The 21796-nt window shown below is 52.7% G+C and carries 14 protein-coding genes; all 14 read left to right on the plus strand.

Annotated features, from left to right (window positions below):
• Positions 1 to 227 precede the first annotated feature (227 nt).
• Complete coding sequence (locus tag NST69_RS14385) at positions 228 to 2402, plus strand: alpha-amylase family protein (protein ID WP_342549755.1); 2175 nt, start codon at positions 228 to 230, stop codon at positions 2400 to 2402.
• A gap of 68 nt (positions 2403 to 2470) precedes the next feature.
• Positions 2471 to 4636 (plus strand): GH92 family glycosyl hydrolase, encoded by a 2166-nt coding sequence (locus NST69_RS14390; protein WP_342549757.1) that lies wholly within the window; start codon positions 2471 to 2473, stop codon positions 4634 to 4636.
• Between the two features lie 211 nt (positions 4637 to 4847).
• Positions 4848 to 5954 (plus strand): hypothetical protein, encoded by a 1107-nt coding sequence (locus NST69_RS14395; protein ID WP_342549759.1) that lies wholly within the window; start codon positions 4848 to 4850, stop codon positions 5952 to 5954.
• Between the two features lie 25 nt (positions 5955 to 5979).
• Positions 5980 to 10926, plus strand: coding sequence for an S-layer homology domain-containing protein (locus NST69_RS14400; protein WP_342549761.1), 4947 nt, complete (start codon positions 5980 to 5982; stop codon positions 10924 to 10926).
• A 187-nt stretch (positions 10927 to 11113) separates the two neighbouring features.
• On the plus strand, positions 11114 to 11488 hold the full coding sequence (locus NST69_RS14405) for a BlaI/MecI/CopY family transcriptional regulator (protein WP_209870719.1): 375 nt from the start codon (positions 11114 to 11116) through the stop codon (positions 11486 to 11488).
• 3 nt (positions 11489 to 11491) lie between these two features.
• Positions 11492 to 12937 (plus strand): M56 family metallopeptidase, encoded by a 1446-nt coding sequence (locus tag NST69_RS14410; RefSeq protein ID WP_342549763.1) that lies wholly within the window; start codon positions 11492 to 11494, stop codon positions 12935 to 12937.
• A 163-nt stretch (positions 12938 to 13100) separates the two neighbouring features.
• A complete protein-coding gene (locus NST69_RS14415; RefSeq protein ID WP_342549766.1) occupies positions 13101 to 13784 on the plus strand; it encodes a class I SAM-dependent methyltransferase in 684 nt (227 codons plus the stop codon).
• A 231-nt stretch (positions 13785 to 14015) separates the two neighbouring features.
• Positions 14016 to 15254, plus strand: coding sequence for an FprA family A-type flavoprotein (locus NST69_RS14420; protein ID WP_342549768.1), 1239 nt, complete (start codon positions 14016 to 14018; stop codon positions 15252 to 15254).
• Positions 15255 to 15270: 16 nt separating this feature from the next.
• Entirely contained in the window at positions 15271 to 16482 is a 1212-nt protein-coding gene (locus tag NST69_RS14425; RefSeq protein ID WP_342549770.1) for an FAD-dependent oxidoreductase, read from the plus strand.
• 31 nt (positions 16483 to 16513) lie between these two features.
• Complete coding sequence (rd, locus tag NST69_RS14430; protein ID WP_036726126.1) at positions 16514 to 16696, plus strand: rubredoxin; 183 nt, start codon at positions 16514 to 16516, stop codon at positions 16694 to 16696.
• Positions 16697 to 16736: 40 nt separating this feature from the next.
• Entirely contained in the window at positions 16737 to 17447 is a 711-nt protein-coding gene (locus NST69_RS14435; RefSeq protein ID WP_036726127.1) for a Crp/Fnr family transcriptional regulator, read from the plus strand.
• 178 nt (positions 17448 to 17625) lie between these two features.
• Positions 17626 to 18315 carry a response regulator transcription factor gene (locus NST69_RS14440; protein ID WP_327196455.1) on the plus strand — a complete coding sequence of 230 codons (690 nt, stop codon included), beginning with the start codon at positions 17626 to 17628 and terminating at the stop codon, positions 18313 to 18315.
• The gene (locus NST69_RS14445; RefSeq protein WP_342549773.1) at positions 18312 to 19430 is read left to right on the plus strand and encodes a HAMP domain-containing sensor histidine kinase; all 1119 of its coding nucleotides are present in this window, start codon (positions 18312 to 18314) and stop codon (positions 19428 to 19430) included. The genes NST69_RS14440 and NST69_RS14445 overlap by 4 nt, the downstream gene beginning before the upstream one ends.
• A 33-nt stretch (positions 19431 to 19463) precedes the next feature.
• Positions 19464 to 21794: an ABC transporter permease gene (locus NST69_RS14450; RefSeq protein WP_342549775.1), complete on the plus strand. Its 2331-nt coding sequence runs from the start codon at positions 19464 to 19466 to the stop codon at positions 21792 to 21794.
• The last annotated feature ends 2 nt before the right edge of the window (positions 21795 to 21796 follow it).

The raw sequence follows: 21796 nt of genomic DNA on the forward strand, positions 1-21796 counted from the left end.
TAGCTTTCACCCCGTAGTAGTTTACTGTGTCTTACAGTCAGTATAAACATGAATTGTCTTTTAGAGTAGCCGTAAATAATCAGGTGGTCAGGATCGCAAACCGTTTCACAGGATTCCATCCTAACTTTCGTAAAATACACTGTGATAGACTTTAAGCGTGAATAAGCAGTAAGCGCTTTTATAGATGAAAGACTATCGAAATTGAACGCTTCAGGAGGAGTTACGTCATGCAAGATCCATTTGTTCCATTCGGGTTTCAATATTACCGTTCCCCAACCCCCTTCAAGGACCAATGGGAACAAGACCTCGGCAATATAGCCGGGCAGGGGTTCAATTGTGTGAAGTATTGGGTGCAGTGGCGGTCCAGCGTCTCCAGGGAAGGGACATTCGTGTTCGATGATATTCAGGAGTTGATGGATATAGCTCACCGGAATGGATTGAAGGTCATTTTGAATGTGATTTTCGATGTGGCTCCGGCCTGGTTCTACAGAAAATATCCGGATTCCAAAATGGTCACAGCTGACGGTTCCATTCTGGAGCCAAGAGCGATTAACTGCCGCCAGATTGGCGGAGCGCCAGGACCTTGCTATCATCATGCGCCAGCCGCTGCGGAGAAGGCACGCTTTCTGGAGGAGACCGTCAAGGCCTTCAAAGATCATCCGGCGCTTTGGGTCTGGGATTTGTGGAATGAGCCGGAGCTGACTACGGGGATTAAGCGTGAGCTGTCTTTTGACAACCAGGTCTGTTATTGCAAGCATTCGATTCCGGCATTTCATGACTGGCTGATCCATAAATATGGTTCTCTGGAAGCACTCAACGAATCGTGGCAGCGGACTTACGGGGACTGGGAGGAAGTGGAGGCACCGCGGGGTCAAGGCGTCTTCAACGATCTGATAGATTGGCGGCTGTTCATGTCGGACACCCTGACGGAGGAGCTGCGGAGCCGGGTACAAGTGGTGAAGTTGCTGGATGTGCAGCATCCGGTTATGGCTCATACGGTACCGGCGCCAATCTTCAATATGATTACAGCCGGTTCGGATGACTTCAAGCTGGCAGAGCCCTGTGATCTGACAGGCAACAGCCTGGGGTCTTCGGCGTGGTCGGCTGATCTGCTGATCTCGGCTGCCAAGGGCAAACCGATTATTAACTCGGAAATTCACGCGCTGCCGGGCAATACAGCGATGAAGCCGCGCCAGCCGGATCTTCTGGAGATGAAACGGCATATTCTGACCCCGCTTGCCCGCGGCATCACCGGATATCTGTTCTGGCAATACAGGCCAGAGATATTGGGTCAGGAAGCTCCGGCCTGGGGCAGTGTCTATCTGGACGGCAGCGCTACGCCCTGGTACAAGGACATGGCACAGCTTAACAAGCTGGTACAGGACAACAAGCGGGAGCTGATGCTGGCCAAACGCCGCGGGGACGGGATTGCCATTCTGTTCAGCCCGGAGAATCAGATTGCCAACTTCGCAGCGCATGATCATCTGGATACCTACAACGACTCCATACAAGGCGCCCATAAGCTGCTGCATGAGCTTAATTATAAAGTAGAGTTCCTGCATGAGTCTGATGTTACAGAGGAGTCACTGAAGCCATACCGCTGCCTGTGGATGCCTTATCCGCTCTACCTGAGCCGCAAATTGTGCGCCATCCTGCGTGTGTGGGTGGAGAACGGCGGAATTCTGATCTCGGAATGCTCCTTCGGTGCTCTTCAGGCGGAGAATGGCTGTCACAGCTATAACGTTCCGGGATACGGATTCGATCAAGTGTTCGGCGTCCGCGAGACCTGGATTCACTCTGCCGAGAATCTGGATCACAGCTATCATCAGGTTGCCTTCGAATCCCGGACGGCGATTCCGCTGCGGAATGTGATGGGGCAAAGCGGGGAAGAAGAGCCTGCCGCTAGCGATCTGGCTCATGGCTCCTATTACAAATCGGATATCGGGCTGGAAGAACATGTGAAGGTGCTGTCCCAATTTACCGAAGACCTCATGCCTGCCTTAACCTGCGCCGATTACGGCACCGGACGCGCTGTGTGGGTAGGCACTTTGCTTGCGGCTGCCTATTGGAAGGATGAGCATCCCGGTACGCTTCAGCTGGTACGGGATCTGCTGCAGCAGGAGCTGAAGCTGGAGACTTATGTGCAAGCAAGCGGTAAAGTCCGTGCGGATCTGTCCGAATGGGGCGAAGGAACGGACCGGGGCGCATTTCTATATGTGCACAATGAAGGGCAAGAAGAGACCACGACTGAAATTAAGCTGCGTGCTGTGTATACCTCAGCCGAACCCTGGTTCATCGGCGGCCACGCGGAAATTCGGCCGACGGACAGGAAGGAGCCTGCAACAACCCACCTGACTGTACAGATGCAAGCCGGGGATATTCAGGTATTCCGCTTAACTTAGGGCGGCAGAGGTACTGAAAGATATTATAGAGCCGGCCGGTGCGATCAGGCCGAAGGGAGTGTATTGGTGTGAAGTTATTAGATTATGTTAATCCCATGCAGGGAACAGAATCGGATTTCCGGTATTCCAACGGCAACACGCTGCCGCTTACAGCGATGCCGTTCGGTATGGCAGCCTGGTGCCCGCAAACTCATGAAGCGGGCGGCACCTGGTTCTTCCATCCCCGTCACCGCCACCTGGAGGGCATCCGCCTGACCCATCAGCCCAGTCCCTGGATCGGGGACTATGGACATCTGACGCTGTTACCGCAGAGCGGGCCGCTGCTGCTCAGCCCCGGCGCACGCTCCTCCTCCTTCAAACCTGGGGAGATGCAGGTCTCCCCCCATTATTTCAGTGTACACTTGCAGCGTTACCGGACCCGGCTGGAGTTGACACCGACCGAACGCTGTGCCGCTCTGAGAATAACTTATGATGAGCCGCACCAGAGCAGGATGATTATAGCTCCGCTGAAGGGGGAGTCACATCTTGTCTTCCAGCCGGAGACACGCAGAATTACCGGCTATACCAGAGGCCATACCGCCGGGGTTCCCGATAATTTCGCCATGTATTTCGTCTTCCAGTTCGATACAGACCTGATCATGGAGGAGTCGGGAATCTTCGATGGAGAGTATCAGCCGTTAGGGACGTATGAGGGAACAGGAGAACGGCTCGGTGCCTATGCAGGATTAGCCCTGCCGGAATCCGGCGTAGCAGGGGTCAAGTGCGGCACCTCCTTCATCAGCGGGGAGCAGGCTCTGTTGAATCTGGAACGGGAGATTGGTGACCGGAGCTTCGGGGAGATCTTAAGCACAGCAGAGGCAAGCTGGGAAGAGCGGCTCAGCCTGATTACGGCAGAAAGCGCAGATGAAGAGAATCTCCGCACCTTTTACAGCTGCATGTACAGGGTCTGCCTGTTCCCCAGAACATGGCATGAATATAACGAGCAGAGCGAACAGATCCATTACAGCCCATTTAACGGCAGCATTTGCCAAGGTCCCATGTATTCAGATATCGGTCTGTGGGATGTATACCGTACGAGCCTCCCGCTGTACAGCGTTCTGTTCCCAACTCTACTGGGCGAGATTATGCAGGCCTGGACGCTGGCTTATGAAGAGAACGGCTGGCTGCCGAAGTGGCTGTCTCCGGGTGAGCGCAGTGCGATGCCCGGGACGCTGATTGATGCGGCAGCTGCGGATGCCATTGTCAAGGGAATCGGAGGCTTCAATGCGGAGCTGCTATATGAAGGCCTGCTGAAGCACGCAGATCATCCAGCTGCGGATGAGAGACTGGGCAGACGCGGACTTGAATTATATTTACAGTATGGCTATCTGCCTCATGACCGGTTCCATGAAAGTGTAAGCAATACACTCGATTATGTATACGGGGATTTCTGTATTGCCCAGATTGCCAGAACACTTGGCAAGATGGACGACTATGAGCGCTTCATGAGCCGTGCGCAGAATTACAAGCGCTTATTTGATCCGGAAGTCGGATTCATGAGAGGCCGTAACGAGGACGGCACCTGGCAAGAGGCCTTTGATCCTCTGCAATGGGGCGATCCCTTCTGTGAGGGCGGTGCCTGGCAGGGGAGCTGGGCGGTCCCCCATGACTTCCCGGGGCTGGCCGGACTGATGGGCGGAGAGCAGGCATTCGTCCGCAAGCTGGACCAGCTAATGGCTGAAGAACCGGTATTCAAAGTAGGCTCCTATGGACAGGAAATTCATGAAATGTCGGAGATGGCTTCGGCCGGACTCGGGCAATTCGCCATCAGCAATCAGCCCAGCTTCCACATCCCTTATCTATTCTCCAGACTCGGGGCGTTGCCCACAACACAGTACTGGGTCCGCAAAACGATGGCCGGACAGTTCAGCAGCAGGATGGACGGGTTGCCCGGCGATGAGGATAACGGCAGCATGGGGGCCTGGTATATTTGGAGTGCCCTCGGCCTGTATCCGTTAAGTCCCGGAATTCCTGAGTACGTACTCGGCAGCCCCCTGTTTGACAAGGTTACCATCCAGCTTGACAACGGGCGGCAATGGGTCATTGAAGCGGAGAATAATAGTCCCGCCAATGTATATAGTGCATCGGTTCACTGGAACGGTAAGCCATGGGAGCATCACTCCTTGCCGCATGACGAGATTATGAGAGGCGGAGTGTTAAGCTTCAATATGGTTCCGGGGCCTGCCCCGCTATAAGAACCAGTCAAGGCAGTCCGGATATTCCAGGCTGCCTTTGTTCTACCTTATAGACCCTTCCAGCTAAGGAAGGAAGAACCAGACACTGCTGTCAAATCGTGAAATGGCAAACCATTTCGCAGGTTTCACTCCTGTCTTTTCACGAGCAATATGTCTAATATCGAAGATGTTGAAAGCGCTTAACAGAAAATCGGAGAGGAGAGATCAACCCATGGCTCAAAGGTTTCATTCCAAAAGGAAAGTGCTCGCCGCTGTTCTGGCTGCATTGATCGCCGGAAGCCTGATAATGATTGGAGCAATGAGCACGGCAACGCCCGATGAAGCAGCTCCGCTTCTGATCGTCAATGGTCAGGAGGCCACCACCGCTGAGTTCAACTGGCATCTTCAGCTGAACCGGGCGCTTACTGCCGATTACTTCATGCAGACTTATAATGCCGGTTATTCGGAGGACTTCTGGTTGACCGATTATTCCGGCGAGATTCCGCTGCAACGATGGATCAGGGACGCTCAGACTCAGCTATTGACCAAGCAAGCAGAGCTGCAGCTTGCAGAGGAAGCTGGAGTGATATCAGACATCAGCTTTGAGGCATTCCTGATTGGAATGGAGCGCGAAAATATACGGCGGAGTCAGGCGGCAGTGAACAAGGAGGTGGTGTATGGTCCTAAGCATCTGGATGGACAGGCTTACTACAGCTATTACATGAGTAATCTTGAGGATGCAACGATTGATGCGATGCGCCGTAATGGCTCCATCGTCATCACTGCTGAACAGGAGAGACTGGAATATGAAGCCAATCTGGCTGCGAAATATTCCAGGCAGGGAACTATCCATCTGGAATGGGTTACGCTGCCCTACGGACCGGAATCCGAATACAAAAATCAGAGCGGGGCCATGGACAGAATGAAAGACCTCCAGGCAACAGTACTGGCCGGAACAGAATCGAACGGAACCGAACTTACCGGAACAACTCTCCGTGAACAGGCGGACAAGCTTGGGGTCTATGCCCGCGAGCTAACCGTTACCAGCACCTCACGGCGGACAGCAGCGCTGGAGAATCCAATGGTGTTACTTGCTGCGGAGCAGCTTGCACAGGGACAGATGAGTAGCTTGATTGCGGAGAACGGGGCTGTCCACCTCCTGTACTGCCTGTCCGAAGCTGAGCCGGAAGTTCTGCCGTTCGATCAGGTTAAGGATAAGATTGCACAGGATCTGGCACAGCAGAAGTTCAGAGCTCTTGTGGATCACAAGCGGTCCGAAGCCGTCGTGGAGTGGAATAAGCAAATGGCTGAGGATCTGGCACAGCAGGCGATTCAATAACAATCTAAGGAGGAATTACGCAATAATGTTGAAAAAACTGATAATAACCATACTTGCGCTGGTGATGATCTGCACGGCGATGCTCCCCGCAATGGGTGTTTCTGCCCATACAGAAGAGACGGTGACCAATGAGTTCTCGGCCCTTCCGGCAGAGGAGTTACGCTCGGAGAATTGGGTGATTGACAGCAGCAACCCTCAGTTCTTCAGCGGAGATGCTGACAGAATGGTCAGAACCTCAATGGATGCCGGATATGCAGTCTATCCAATGACAGGCATCCAATCGTTCTCGCTTCAAACGTATTATTTCTCCGGCTCAACCGCCGTAGTCAAGTTCTACGGATCAGAGGATGCCGCAGATTGGACGGAGCTTCCGGCCGTCAATGACAGCCCGGCGGCGACCGGTTCGGGCTGGTACGGAACCATGTATACACCGTCAGGAGCACTGCCGGATGGTGTTAATTACCTCAAAATTGAAGTCAGCGGCGATCTCGATACCTGGATGACGCAGCTCGGCAGCCTTAATCTCTCCAATGTATCCTTAGCTCCGCTAACGTTGAACGATGAGCTGGACGATGTCTCACAGCTCTCCGCATACAGCGATAACTGGACCATGGATACGAGCAATCCCGATTATTTTGGCGGAGATGCTTCCCGGGCGGTAAGAACGGCAGAATCTGCTGAATTTATCGTATACCATCTGCATAACCTGCAGTCCTTCAAAGCCCGCCTGCATTCCTTTGCCGGCTCCAGCGGGAGCATCAAGTTCTACGGTTCGGCGGATGCCTCAGTCTGGGCGGAGCTATCCGCTGTTCAAGATGCTCCCCAGTCCACAGGTGACGGAGCTTGGACAGGAAGCAATTATACGCCTGCAGCGGTTATTCCACCCGGTATTCATTATCTGAAAATCGAACTAAGTGACGATTCCGCTCCCTGGCAGATGCAGCTAGGCTCGGTCTCCTTATCCAATAGAGTGCAGGGAGGCGGCGGAAGCAGCGGAGGAGACGGGGATTATTATGTCGATGCCCTTACAGGCAGCGACAGTAATGACGGGCGAACACCGGAGACGGCGTGGAAGACGTTTAGCGTAGTCAATCAGACTACCTTTGAAGCCGGGGACCGGATCTTGCTGAAGAAGGGCGGCATCTGGAACGAACAATTATATCCCAAAGGCAGTGGAACGGACGAGAAACTGATCACTATCGGTGCATACGGCACCGGAAGCAAGCCGGTTATTAATGGCGGTGGTATGGCCGGCGGGGCCGTATATTTACGCAATGCCTCGAATTGGATGATCCAGGATCTGGAGGTTACCAACTATGCCTCCGAGAGGGGAACGGTCTACCGCGAAGGGATTATGGTAGAGAACGCCAATGGAGGAATCTTAAGAAATATACACATTAAGGATAACTATGTGCATGATGTATCCAGCAGCTTCCGCTATCCTACCGTATCCGGGGCCGAAGGAGGTCCGCATGCGTTCGGCGGCATCTCTGTCTATGTTGGAGGAACAACGGGTACTGACAAGTTCGACGGGGTATGGATCGAAGGCAACACGGTGGAACGGATCGGGCGTACCGGGATTGTGGTATGGGATCAGCGGTTCAACGGAACGGATTATGCTAGTGTCAATGTCACCATCCGCGGGAACTATGTTAAGCAGGCGGACAGTGACGGGATTCTCACCTTTGGTGTGAATGGGGGATTGATTGAACATAACATTGCAGAGGAAGGAGGGAACTATTCCGAGGAAGGTGAATTTAACGGCTCCGCCGCGATCTGGCCGACCCGGGGCCGGAATAACGTTGTACAGTTCAATGAGTCCTTCAACACGAACAAGCCGGAAGGCGACGGCCAGGGCTTCAATCTGGATATTGATACCATAGACAGTGTGGTTCAATATAATTACAGCCATGGCAACAAAGGCGGATTCATGCTTTTCGTCGATGCGCGTTTGACTCCGGGGGTGCTGACAGGCTCCTCTAACAATGTGGTGCGCTACAATATCAGCCAAAATGATCTGACGCACACCTTCAACTTCGCGGGCGGGGTTACGCCGGATACACAAATCTATAATAATACAATCTATATCGGAGCAGGGCAGAACACCAGAATTATCGACCATGAATGGGATGACGGCGGCAATATCAACGCTCCCTATTCCTTCAAGAATAATCTGGTCTACAACCTTGGACAGGGAGGATATAATCTGCCGGGGGTGAACGGCACCTTCGATCATAATCTGCTGTATGGCAACCATCCTGCAAGTGAGCCGGAGAATGCTAATTCCATCACAGCGAATCCGCTGCTTGTCGCCCAAGGCAGCGGCGGTACCGGCTGGAATACAGTGGACGGCTACAAGCTGAGAGACAACTCGCCTGCACTCGGGGCCGGAGCTGTTATTGCCGACAATGGCGGACTGGATTACTGGGGCAATGCCGTGTCAGCGGATGCTCCGCCGAATATCGGAGCGTATAACGGTCCCGGACTTGATCCGGCAACGCTGCCTGAAGCACCCATAGATGATCTGAGGCTGTATTATGAAGGCCTGAAGATTGTCCCGCATATTAAGGACGGAAGCGGCGGCGGGATATCGCTTCAGCTTCAATTCACGAACAGTTCGGCCGCAGACCCTCTGGTCATTAAGAAGATTACCTGGTCTATCGGTGAAGGCAAAGAGCAGATTACCGGCAGCGAATCGAAGTTGCCTGAGATCGCACCGGGCAGCCAATTCCCTTATTCCATTCCACTGCCGGGATTCTCTGAAGGCGTGAAGTATCCTCTGGAGCTGACCGTTGATCTGGAGGGTTACGAGGATGTCCACGTGAAGCGGAATATAGATATTAACCGGATGCCGAACCAGTCGGACACAAGCACTCCGGCGCTGATTGATCTTGCGGACGGAACGCCCCTACTGACGGATTACACTGGTGTTGATGATCTCAGTGGAACCGCGCAGCTGCGCTGGGATAAAGATCAATTGTATTTGACAGCCGATATCCGTGATGATGTCTTCACTCATAAGGCTTCCGGGATTAATATCTGGCAGAATGACAGCATCCAGTTCAGCCTTGCTCCCGGTGTACCGGGAGACAGCCAGTCCTGGTATGAATACGGGATCTCTCAGACACCGGAGGGTCCGCAGATTTACCGCTGGCTGTCCATGAAGGGGGCTGCCACTGGAGTATTGACCACAGGAACGCTCAAGGTGACCAGAGATGAGCAGAATAAGGTAACCTCCTATGCCCTGGCACTGCCCTGGAGCGAAGTCAGCCCGGTCCGGCCAGCGGCGGGTGAAGTCTTAAGCTTCTCGATGCTGGTCAATGATAATGACGGAGCAGGCCGCAAGGGTTATATCGAATGGGGCTCAGGCATTGGCGGTGTGAAGGACCCGACTCTATTCCGCACCTTTCAGCTGATGAATACCAGCGGGGAAGAAGAGCCGGAGCTGAGCAGCAATGCCGATTTGAGCCGGTTGAGTATTGACGGTACAGATATCTCAGGGTTCGGGCAGGATAAGCTGAATTACACCATCAGCCTCCCTTTTTCCAAGACTGAGGTGAATGTAACGGGGACGCCTGCTCATGCCGGGGCCACCGTGACAGTAACAGGCGGGAGCGGGCTTCAGGTAGGAGACAACAGGATTGATGTCAAAGTGACTGCTGCCGACGGAACTACTTCCAAGACTTACACCGTAAATGCGGTTCGGAGGGGGGACAACGCGGGGACGGATACGCCTGAACCTACGCCCGGCAACAATAACGGCAACAATAATAATAACAGCGGCGGAAGCAGTGAAGGTACTCCCGGCACAGTAGGTGGTGAGATCATTACTCATTCACCGGGACTCCTTCAGGTACAAGCTGAACCGGGAGCCGATGGAATCATTCACGCGCAACTTCGGGACGGAGAGATCCGGCAAGCCATGGATGGTGTGCAGAGCGGAGCACTGGTGCTTAAGCTGGCAGCAGAGAATGCTAAGACCAAAGGAAGTGCTTTTCAACTACCGGTTAAAGAGCTGAAGGATCATGTAACCTCGCTGACCATACAAGCTGGCGGAGTGACCTTAACGATTCCCGTGGCTTCTCTGGTAGATAGTATTCCTGAGGGTTCCCAAAAGCTGGAGCTTTCCGTTCATGTTGCAGATGCTTCACAGCAGCCCGCGGACATGAATAAGCAATGGGCAACGTATTCCTTACACCGGGTCTCTCTGACCGTGGACGGACAGCAAATAGAAAGACTACGCGGGTCTGCATCCATGAAGGTATCCGTTGCACACAACTTGAAGCCGGGAGAAGCGTCGCATCAAGCTATCGCCTATTCCGTCACTGGTGGAGGGCAAACCGAAGTGATTAAGAACTCTAAATATGTAGCAGGAGCAGGCGGCATTACATTTACAACACCAAATTTCGGCCTCTATGTCACTGCCAATGCAGGGGTTCACTTCTCCGATACGGACTCTAGTAACTCCATCATCCTGGAGGCATTGGCTGCTCGTGGCCTGGTTCGCGGTACAGGGGAGGGCAAATATGAACCTGACCGGCAGATCACAAGGGCAGAATTCATTCAACTGCTGGTATCCGCACTGGAACTTCAAGGAGGGAATAACCAAGGGGAGTTCAAGGATGTCACTCCAGGTGCCTGGTACTACCAAGCCGTTACTACGGCTCAGGCTTTAGGTGTTGTTAACGGGCGGAGCGAGGACTTCTTCGGTGCAATGGAGCCGGTTACCCGCCAGGAGATCGCTGTTATGTTGTTCCGCGCTATGCGTCTGAACGGACCGCAGCCGGAGGCTTCCAGCCCTGCCGCGTCCTTTACGGATCACAAGCAAATCGGAGCGTACGCTCTGGAAGCAGTTAACTATCTGCGGCAGACAGGTATCATCAAGGGCTATGGTGACGGTACTTACAAACCGCAGGGTTTGACCACGCGTGAAGAGGCTGCAGCGGTAATATACAGAATCATGGGATTGTGATTTCATTCTAGTGGAGGCTGCCGGGATTTCCCGGCGGTCTTTTACTGCTTCAGTTCAATTTGATAATCTCTAGACGGATTGCAGCTATACATTTGACTAACCACTACATTGTGTAGTAGATTATAACTACTACGTAGTGTAGTAATCGAACGTTATGGACGCATAACGAAATGAAGAGGTGTTCACGGTGAACAAGATTCAGAAGCTATCGGATACAGAATTAGAGTTAATGGAAGCCATTTGGGCGAGTACGCCGCCAGTCACTTCAACGGAGCTGCTGAACCTGTTCGCGCATAAGGGAAGGGACTGGAAGGCGCAGACGATATCTACCTTTTTGTCACGGTTAGTGGATAAGGGGTTTCTGACGGCTACCCGGCATGGGCGGCTGAACAAATATGTGCCCGGCATTTCGCCTGAGGACTATAAGCTGGTGGAGACTCAGCATGTCCTGGACGGGCTGTATCAGGGTTCGGTCAAGAATCTGATCTCTGCCATGTATGACGGCGACAAGCTGTCGGACCAAGATATTGACGAGCTGAAGCAATGGTTCTCGGAAAAGTAGGTGATGACGATGAACACTCTGCTGAATCTTCTGATTTCACTAACCGTTGCCGGAAGTGTAGTAACCATCAGCATCTGCGCACTGGGGAGGTTATCGACCGGACAATTCCCGGCCCCATGGCGTTACGGACTCATTAAGCTGGCCTTAGTCTTTTATTTATTCCCTATAGCTCTGATTCTGCCGTGGTTATCCCAACACCTAAGCGCGCCGCGCGTAGCCACAAGTGTACAGAATCTCCAGAGTGGGGGGCTAACTGGGGATGTAGCGGAATCTCTGCAGCCTGCAGCATTAACTTTAACAACAAGTACCGCCTATATTTTGCTGGGCATTTGGGCAGCGGGAGCCATCATTTTTGCCGCCTGGCAAGGGTATGCGTACCGCAGGTTTACCAGAGTACTTAAGCGTAACCGTACCATGGTACCGGAGAATAGTGAACCAGCCAAGATGCTAAGGAGCATCAAGGAGGAGCTTGGCCTCACATGTAGCGTGAAGCTCGCATACAGTTCTGTCGCACGCAGTCCTTTTCTGGCCGGTCTATGGAGACCGTCGATCTATTTGCCTATAAATAGTCATGCCAATCTGGATATGGAGATGGTCCTGCGCCATGAATTGGTTCATCTGAAGCGGAAGGATCTGTGGATCAAGGCTGCACTGCTTGTAGTCCGTACATTACATTGGTACAACCCGCTAGTTCACACGGTTCGTCATGAGCTTCATACCTGGAGCGAGCTGACCTGTGATCAGGAAGTGGTGCAAGAGATGTCTCATGCCGACCGCAAACGTTACGGCGGGACGATTCTGAATGTCATGGCAGGGCCCACCAGTCAACCCGGAGCTTTCTACGCCTCATTATCCGGTGACGGCAAACAATTACAAAGGAGATTAACCCATATGCTTAACGTCAAAAAACTAAACAGACAGACCCTCTTCCTATCGGTTACCGCAGCCCTATTAATTGCAGGGATCGGCACCTCTACGGCGGCATTGGCCTCCAAGGTGACACCGCAAGTAGTCGCCGACTCGGAGTATACTTCTTCTGATAATGCCGCTTCCGAGATTGCGGCTTCTACAGTGCCCGAAGGTAAAATAACCGAGCCAGCCAAAGTATCTGGAACCCAGCCTGCCGAGAGCAGCACCATCCCCGCCCAGAAATATAAAGCAGGACAACTTGTTGCCGGGCCAGCTGAATCTGATGATTCTGCAACGGTTCCCGCTGAGCAGTCTCCAGGATCTGCTCGAGCAGAGATAATTGCCCAACCGCTGCCTGAGCTTCTACCAGCCCCTGCTGAAGGTGCTCCTGTAACCGTGCCAAAAGCAAGCACTGCCCAATCTGGTTCCGGGCTTGTCCCTGCACCAGCCCCTGCCCAGGAAGAGGCCATCGCAGAGGCGCTTCCTGAGCTAGTGCCGGCCCCGGCTCCTGCTGAGAATGTTACAGCACCGGCAAAGTAACATTCCCGGCACTAAGGCCTGCCGGTATATCTTCACAGCCAGGGGCAGCTTCCCAAGCGGAGGCTGCCCCTGTTTTTTTCACAAACACGTTCTAATCCCTTAAAGGTCTAAAGAATTCACGGATGTCATTCGCCAGCGGCCCCGGATCTTCCATCGCTGTGAAGTGTCCGAAGAGAAGAAATATCATGATCAATGTTATGATACTTACGATTTATTCGAGCCAGGCTCCTGGCTGCACAAACCCGTTGCTACAGTCATTAATCTTATTAATCAGTATAAGGATCAAGAATACATAAGCATACTGGATCTGGGAGCTGGGGTTGGCCGGAACTGCATTCCGATCGCCGAATCGATTAAGCATAGGAACGGAATAGTTGTATGCGTAGACCTGCTGGAATCAGCCATAGCGAAGCTGAAAAGTTACAGTCAGCAGTTCGGTGTCGAGTCTTACATTGTACCCATTCTATCTGATATTGAACACTTTTCTATCAAACCAAATGAATATGATATTATCGTAGCCGTATCTTCATTGGAACATGTGAGGTCGGCACAGGTACTGGAGCAGAAACTGAGTGAAATGAATTCCGGGACAAGAGCAGGCGGGGCGAATTGCATTATTATCGCGTCCAATATCCGGGAAATGCTTCTAGAGAATAAGCAAGAGCTGGACCCCATGTTTGAAGTGAATCTGTCTACTGAGAGAATGATTGACCTTTTGAAACAGCAGTTTGCCGGATGGAAGATAGAGCAGCTGATCGTAAAACCCTTAGCATTTGAGATTAACAGAAACGGGCAGCCCGTCAAGCTGACCTCTGATTGCATAAGCTTTGTAGCCACAAAAAGCTGATCTTATAGAGATCGGCTTTTTTGATTAGTATGAGAGTAAATTGAAGTTTTCCTCCCCGCCTGTGACCACACGCACCACATCTTCTGCGGAATCGGCTACATTAAGAGTAGGCCAAACGAAAGCTTTCACAAACTTCCGGAATTTGATTTGAATCCTCCTTTTTAAGCAGCTGGCGTAATAGAATGAGGTTGCTGATAAGGATTATCAATTAAATATTGGAGGCTAACACAAATGAGTACACAAACCAGACAAATCGCCGAGGGCATCCACTGGGTAGGCAAAATAGACAACCGTGAGGTCCCGTTCCACCGCTTGATTCTCGCCAAAGGCACCACCTATAATTCCTATCTCCTCAAAACCGGCAAGCCGACCGTAATCGATACGGTGGATATGGAATTCGGCCGCGAATATGCCGAGTGTCTCGTCGGAATGATTGATCTCATGGATATTCATTACATCGTCATTAACCATACTGAGCCTGACCACTCCGGCGGACTTGCGGCTCTTGCAGCACAGGCCCTGAATGCTACGATTGTCTGCACCGAGATCGCTGTACCGGAGCTGCAGGAGATGTATAAGCTGCATAGCCGCAACTTCCTGGTGGTGAAGGACGGGGACACGCTGGATATCGGCGGCAAAACCCTGCTGTTCAAAGAAACGCCGTACCTCCACACCGCAGAGACGATGATTACATACTGTGTGGAAGACAAGATCCTGTTCCCCTGCGATATTTTCAGTACGCATGTGGCAGCTGAGCATCTGTTCAGCGATGAAGCAGGCTTCGATATCACTGAAGATTACAAAGGCTATTATGCAGCGATTATCCACCCGCACAGAAGATATGTAAGAACGCTGCTGGAAGCCGTGAAGGATCTGGAGATCCGTATGATTGCACCCTCTCACGGGTTCCTGATCCGCGAGGACATTCCAAAGTTCATCGGGCTGTACGCTACAATGAGCCGGGAGACCACCCAGGGCAAGAAGGCTGTCATTGTCTATACCACCATCAAGAACAGTACGAAGAAGATGGCTGCGATCATTGAGAATTGCCTGAAGGAGAACAATATTGAGACAGAAGTCTGGAACGCAGATAAAAGCAGCACCGCAGACATCCTGCGCAGCATCGAATCAGCAGACGCCGTCTTCATCGGCAGCTCCACGAAGTATGCGGATATGATCGGGAACCTGGAGGAGGTGCTGAAGGGTATGCAGGAGATGAATCTGGAAGGTAAGCTTGCTACGGCGTTCGGCTCCTACGGCTGGAGCGGAGAAGCGATCGAGGTCATTCAGGATTATCTGAACGGAACGAACATGACTGTACAGAGCACCTCTGAGGTTATCAAAACCACGGGCATGACCCATGTGGAATTCCCCGTCCGGGTGAGATTCTCCCCAAGAGAGCCTGAGAAGGTCCAGAAGATTAAGCATGCCACCGAATTTGTCTCGGATCTGCTGCTCAGTTCAATCTAGGGAGGAGGAAGCGAACATGACGAAGCATTACGTAATCGTTGGGGGCGGTGTAACCGCCGTCCATGCCGCCAAAGCGATCCGCGATCAGGACGCGGACTCGGAAATCTCGATCATCGGGGAAGAGAGCGGCCTGCCGTATAACCGGATCAAGCTGACCAAGGGCCTGTTCACCGACCTGCACAGCGAGAAGGTTCTGATTAAGAAGGAGAAATGGTACAGCGATAACCGCATCACCGTACAGTCGTCCACCCGCATTGTGTCCATCCACCCGGAGCGCCAGACGGTAGAGACAGAGAGCGGCCAGTGTGTGGAATACCATAAGCTGCTGCTCTGCATGGGAGCGAAGAACCGCGCATTAACCATCCAGGGTGCCGGACTTGCCAATGTACACAGCATCCGGGAGCTGGCTGACGCAGACCGGCTGAAAGACAGCCTTAAGGAAGGCAGCCGCGTAACCATCATTGGCGGAGGGGTGCAGGGAATTGAGACCGCCTGGGCGCTTCACGAAGCAGGGTATACGGTGACTGTGGTTGAATACACACCTGCCCTGATGGGCAGACAGCTCGACAGCTACTCTTCCAAGCATCTGCAAGAGACCCTTGAGCAATCCGGGGTGAAGGTGATTCTTCAAGCGGGTGTGGCTTCCATAGAGGGGACAGAGTATGTCACCGGGGTTACGCTGAATGACGGCACGAGCTTCCCGTGTGACCATGTGGTCTACTCCATTGGGATTGTTCCGAATACTGCTCTGGTTGACGGCTCGGAGATTGAGGTCCGCAGCGGCATTATTGTGGATGAACATCTGCAGACGAGTGCTCCGAATATCTATGCAGCGGGTGACGTTGCAGAGTTCGGCGGGCTGGTGGAAGGCCTGTGGGGCGGAGCGATGGAACAGGGCAAGATCGCAGGGAGCAATATGGCTGAAGCCCGGAGTGTATACCGCAGAGCGGTTCCGGTGACCTTGTTCAATGCGTTCGGGGTGTCCTTGTTCTCCATCGGCAACACCGATGAGCGGAATTGCGATGAGTCGGTATGCGGTGAAGAGAATGGGGCGTATACACGAATTTTTGTGAAGGATCATGTCATGGTCGGGGCGTTGTCCTGGCAGGGCGCTGCGGCTTCGCTGACTTACAAGGCGGCTGTTGAGCAAGGCGTCCGGCTGATCGGAAGTGCTGACGGCAAGAGCATCGAAGACATTATAGCGGAAGCGCAGTCTGTTCTGAACTGATTAACTACTAAGGATATAGGAGCTGATTACGATGACAAAATATATCTGTACCCCTTGCGGCTACATCTACAACCCGGCGGTAGGCGATCCTGATGAGGATGTAGCTGCCGGCACAGCGTTCGAGGATCTGCCGGAGGATTGGGTCTGCCCGGTCTGCGGAGAGGATACCAGCCATTTCGTGCCCGTTGAGGAAAAGAACACAATTGCCCATTAGAGGTTTAAGGCTACACATTTCACATCACAGGGGGAACGGTATGAAAGAGCATTCCTGCCAGCACGCCGCAGAACCTTGTACACGCAAGGTACCGATTTTTGCCGCGCTGACCGATGAGGATCTTACCCGGATCAGCGCCATGATTAAGCACCGCAAATTCACCAAGGGCCAGCCACTAATTCTCGAAGGCGCGCCGTCCGATACGCTATACATTATTCAGCAGGGACATGTGAAATTATCCAAGATCACGCCCGAAGGGAAGGAACAGATTTTACATATCCTGACGAACGGGGATTTCTTCGGGGAACTTAGTATCTTTAACAGCGACGAGCTTAGCAACTTCAGTGCCTATGCGCTGAAAGACACCAATATCTGCCTGCTGACCCGCAGCGATATGGAGCAGTTAATGACCGAGAACCCCGACATCTCCCTGCGCCTGCTCTCAAGCGTAACCAAACGCCTTGCCCACACCGAGAATCTGGCACAGAGTCTGGCGACCAAGGACCCGGAAATCCGGATCGCGTATATGATCATGGAGCTGAGTGAGAAATACGGCAAGCCGCGCGGCGGACGCGTACATATCGACCTGCCGCTGTCCCGCGAAGAGCTGGCCAGTTATGTCGGAGTGACCCGGGAGACGATCAGCAGGAAGTTCTCCCGATTCGAGGACTCCGGCCTGATCAAGCTGATCGGCAACAAGCAGATGGTCGTCATGGACCCGGCTGGTGTGGAGCGGTTCATGGGAATATAAGGGGAGTTGAATATAGGCTAAGCGGCATTTCTACCGTCCGGTGATGGGGAATGCCGCTTTTTTAGCATGGATAGCCGCTTCCTATGATAAATCTTAAGGCAATGTTAAGGTTACCCGTGTTTAACTGAAAGGTAGGGCCGCCATAATGGGCTTACAGCCCTGCAGGAGGAGAGGTGAAATGATGAACCAAACGATTCTGATTGTGGATGATGAGAAGGAGATCCGGGAGCTTTTGCGCTTGTATGTTGAAAAGGATGGATATACCGTGATCCAGGCCGGGAACGGAAGGGAAGCACTGAAGCAGGCTGCAGCTGCACGGGTTGATCTGGCGGTCATCGACATTATGATGCCGGAGCTTGATGGCTATCAGCTCATTAAGGGCTTGAGAGAGCACAGCAATCTGCCCATTATCGTTGTCAGTGCCAAGACAGAGAATCACGAGAAAATTCTGGGGCTTGACCTTGGTGCGGATGATTATGTGACTAAGCCATTTGACCCGCTTGAGGTGCTTGCCCGAATCAAAGCCCAATTACGCCGCTATAGCGGTGGTGCAGCGGATTCCGCAGCGGCGGTGCTGACGGCTGGGGAACTGTGTATGGATATTTCTGTTTGCAGTCTCCGCTTGGGCAGCGCCGCAATCCATCTTACCGCTACAGAATACAACATGATGAAGCTGTTCATGCAAAGTCCAGGACGCGTCTACACCAAACAGCAGCTGTATGAGGCGGCATGGCAGGAGACGGCTATCGTGGATGATAATACGGTGATGGTGGCTATCAGTAAGCTGCGCGCCAAGCTTCCCGGCGGCAGCGGGGTGTCCATTGGAACTGTGCGGGGATTAGGGTATCGGCTGGAGGTGCATCCATGAAGAACAAGCGCAGCTTCAGAAGAGTCATCATGCGCAGATTCATAGGCTACACCTTCGGCATTGCGCTGACGCTCCTGGTTCTGGAGCTATTGTACGGTCTGTTGACATGGAAGAACGGGATGAACTTCGCGGAGCTGGCCTCTTCCCCGCTGGCCAAGGGAACGGAATCGCTTCAGATCACGCTGTCCGTGATCTGGATTCTTATTACAGCCGCCGTGTATTTTATCGGGATTGTCCTGTTCGGGCACGGGATCAACAGGAAGCTTATGGAGCCTGTAAGGAAGATGGAAGAAGGGTTCAAGGCGGTGACCTCGGGCCATTTGAATACCAGGCTGGATTTTGAGACGGAAACGGAATTTGGAGAAATGCGGGATGCGTTCAACTATATGGCCCAAAGGCTGAAGAATGCCGAAGAACAGCGGATGAGCATGGAGAATGAGCGGATGCAGCTGTTCTCGCATATTGCCCATGATCTGAGAACTCCCATGACTACGATTTCAGGCTATGCAGGGGCCTTGGCAGGCGGGTTGGTTGAGGAACCGGACAAACAGCGGGAATACCATCTGTCGATCCAAGCGAAATCGGGACAGATGAACCAATTGATTGACCAGCTGCTGGCCTACTCCAAGCTGGGTGCGCCTGAATACAAGCTGAAGCTGGCGAAGGTTGATCTTGTGGAACTGCTTCGGGTATCTTGCGCTGCTTTGTTTGGTGAAATCGAAAGCAAACGGATGAGCTTAGAACTGCAATTACCGGACCAGCCCGTATTTTATATAGCAGACCCGCTGGAAATTAGCCGGGCTATCGGCAATCTGCTGACTAATGCAATCCGCCATAACCCGTCAGGCAGCCTGTTATTCGTAGGACTGACGGATGAGCCCAGCCGGATTAGAATCCATATTGCCGATAATGGAGCAGCGATCCCGGAGGCCATCACCGGAAATCTCTTCGATCCGTTTGTCTCCGGCGACACTTCAAGAACCAACAGCAGTGGAACCGGGCTAGGACTGGCTATTGTGCACAAGGTGATGGAACAGCATTCCGGGGGAGTTAGCGTAATAGACGCAGTCTCACCCTATACCAAGGAGTTCGTCCTCATTTTCCCCAAAGGTTAAACCTGTAAGGTCACAAATAGACGGAGGAGTGACATGTATCTAAAATTAATTAAAAATGATCTGCGCAAAAGCAAGCTGATTACCGGCACGATTATGGCGTTCATCCTCGTTGCCGCTATGCTAACCTCGCTCGCCGCATCGCTTACAGTGAATCTGTCCGGCGCGATCGATAACATGCTTCTATCAACGAAGGCGCTCCATTTCATGCAGATGCATACAGGAAACGTTGATATGGACCAGTTGCGGCGCTTCGCAGACACGAATGGAAGTGTTGAGGAATATCAGGTGCAGGAGTTCCTAAATATTGAGGGTGCAGAGATAGTGATCGGGAACGATTCGCTTGCAGGAAGCATTCAGGACAACGGTCTTTCCGTACAGGGCAAGAAATTCGACTACCTGCTGGACTTAAACGGTAAGGTGATCCATCCTGCTGACGGTGAAATCTATATTCCTGTCTATTACAGGCAGGAAGGGAACGCAGCACTAGGAGATACACTGACGATCCACGGTATTTCCTTCCACGTTGCCGGGTTTTTGCGGGATTCGACTATGAACGCGGCACTGGTAAGCTCCAAAAGGTTCCTGGTCAGCCAGACGGATTTCGAGAGGGTCCGTGAGTTCGGACAATTGGAGCACCTGATTGAATTCCGGCTGTCTGAGGGGGTTAACTATCCCGCTTTTGAGACAGCGTATCTGGATGCGGGTCTCCCGGCCAACGGTCCGCCTGCGATCACGTACAATCAGGTGAAGATGATTAACGGCATTACGGACGGCATTATGATTGCTGTGCTGGTGTTAATCGGCATGCTGGTCATTCTCGTGGCGTTCTTATGTATCCGCTTCACGCTATTGGCAACGGTCGAAGAGGATTACAAGGAAATAGGCGTACTGAAGGCCATCGGGATGCGGGTAACACAGATCAAGAAGCTGTACCTTGCGAAATACGGCGTAATCGCAGGTGTAGCTTGTATGCTGGGTTTTCTGGCTTCTCTGCCGCTCCAGATCCCTTTTATGCACAATATTCGTCTGTATATGGGTGATAGCGGGAGCCGGTTTCCCGGCTTGCTCAGCGGACTTGCCGGGGCGGTGCTCATCTTCGCGGTGGTCATGCTATATGTGAATGGTGTGCTGCGGCGCTTCCGTAACATCTCCCCTGCTCAGGCGGTGAGGTTCGGCGCATCGCGGGAATCCTCGAAACCGGGCAGAAGCTTCCGGCTGAGTCACAACAGGCTGTTCACCCGGAATATCTTTCTAGGCATCAAGGATGTGCTGTCCCGTAAGAAGCTGTATGTCACCATGACGATGGTGATCGTCATCTCCTCATTCATTATGATTGTGCCTTACAATATCAGCAATACTATCTCTGCCCCCGGCTTCATCACCAATATGGGTATGGGCATCAGTGACCTTAATATCGGAGTGCTGCGGACACAGGTGGAGGATGTCCCGGGGAAGGCGGCGGAGGTTGCAGCCAGGCTGGCGGAAGATAAGAACGTTGAGAAATATGCTATGTTCACCAGCCGGATGCTAGAGAGGAGAACGGATGACGGAACGCCAGAGAAGCTGCGGGTGACCTTCGGGGACTATTCCGCTTTTCCGGTTACGTACTCCAAAGGCCGTGCACCGCAAGCGGAAGCGGAGATCGCCGTCTCGGTACTGAATGCGGAAGACCTTGAAATGAATGTTGGGGATGAAATCGTTGTTATCGCTGACGGTACGGAAAAGCACCTGAAGGTGTGCGGAATTTACTCCGATGTCACGAATGGCGGGCGAACAGCTCAGGCTAATTTCAAGATGAATCACGGGGAAATTCTAAGCGCCTCAATTGCGGTTACGTTCCGTGACCGTCAGAGTGTTCAGGCGGCCATATCACTGTACCGGGAACAATTCCCCTTTGCCAAAATTACCGGGATCGACGAGACCATCGGGCAGATGCTTGGTCCTATGCGCAAGGCTATACAAAAGGCATCCATCGTCGCAACTCTGGCAACCGCCCTGCTCACACTGCTGGTAACAACGCTATTCATGAAGTTACTGGTGGCGAAGGACCGTTATTCCATTGCCATCTTGAAATCCATAGGCTTCACTAGCAGGGATATTCGCAGACAATATCTTACACGCTCCGTTACCGTGCTGGGGATGGGTGTCATCACCGGCACGCTATTGGCAAATACGCTCGGAGAGCTTGCCGGTGTGGCGATCGTGTCGTCCTTCGGCGCGTCAGCCTTCCATTTCGAGGTAAATCCGTGGTTTGTCTATCTTTTTTCGCCCCTGCTGATTACAGGCTGTGTCGTTGCAGCTACCAGGTTAGGCAGTTCCGGCATCCAGGCTTTGCAAATTTCCGGGCATATCAAGGAGGATTAGCA

This window comes from Paenibacillus sp. FSL P2-0089 (genome assembly GCF_038595095.1).
Lineage (GTDB): Bacteria > Bacillota > Bacilli > Paenibacillales > Paenibacillaceae > Paenibacillus_AQ > Paenibacillus_AQ silagei.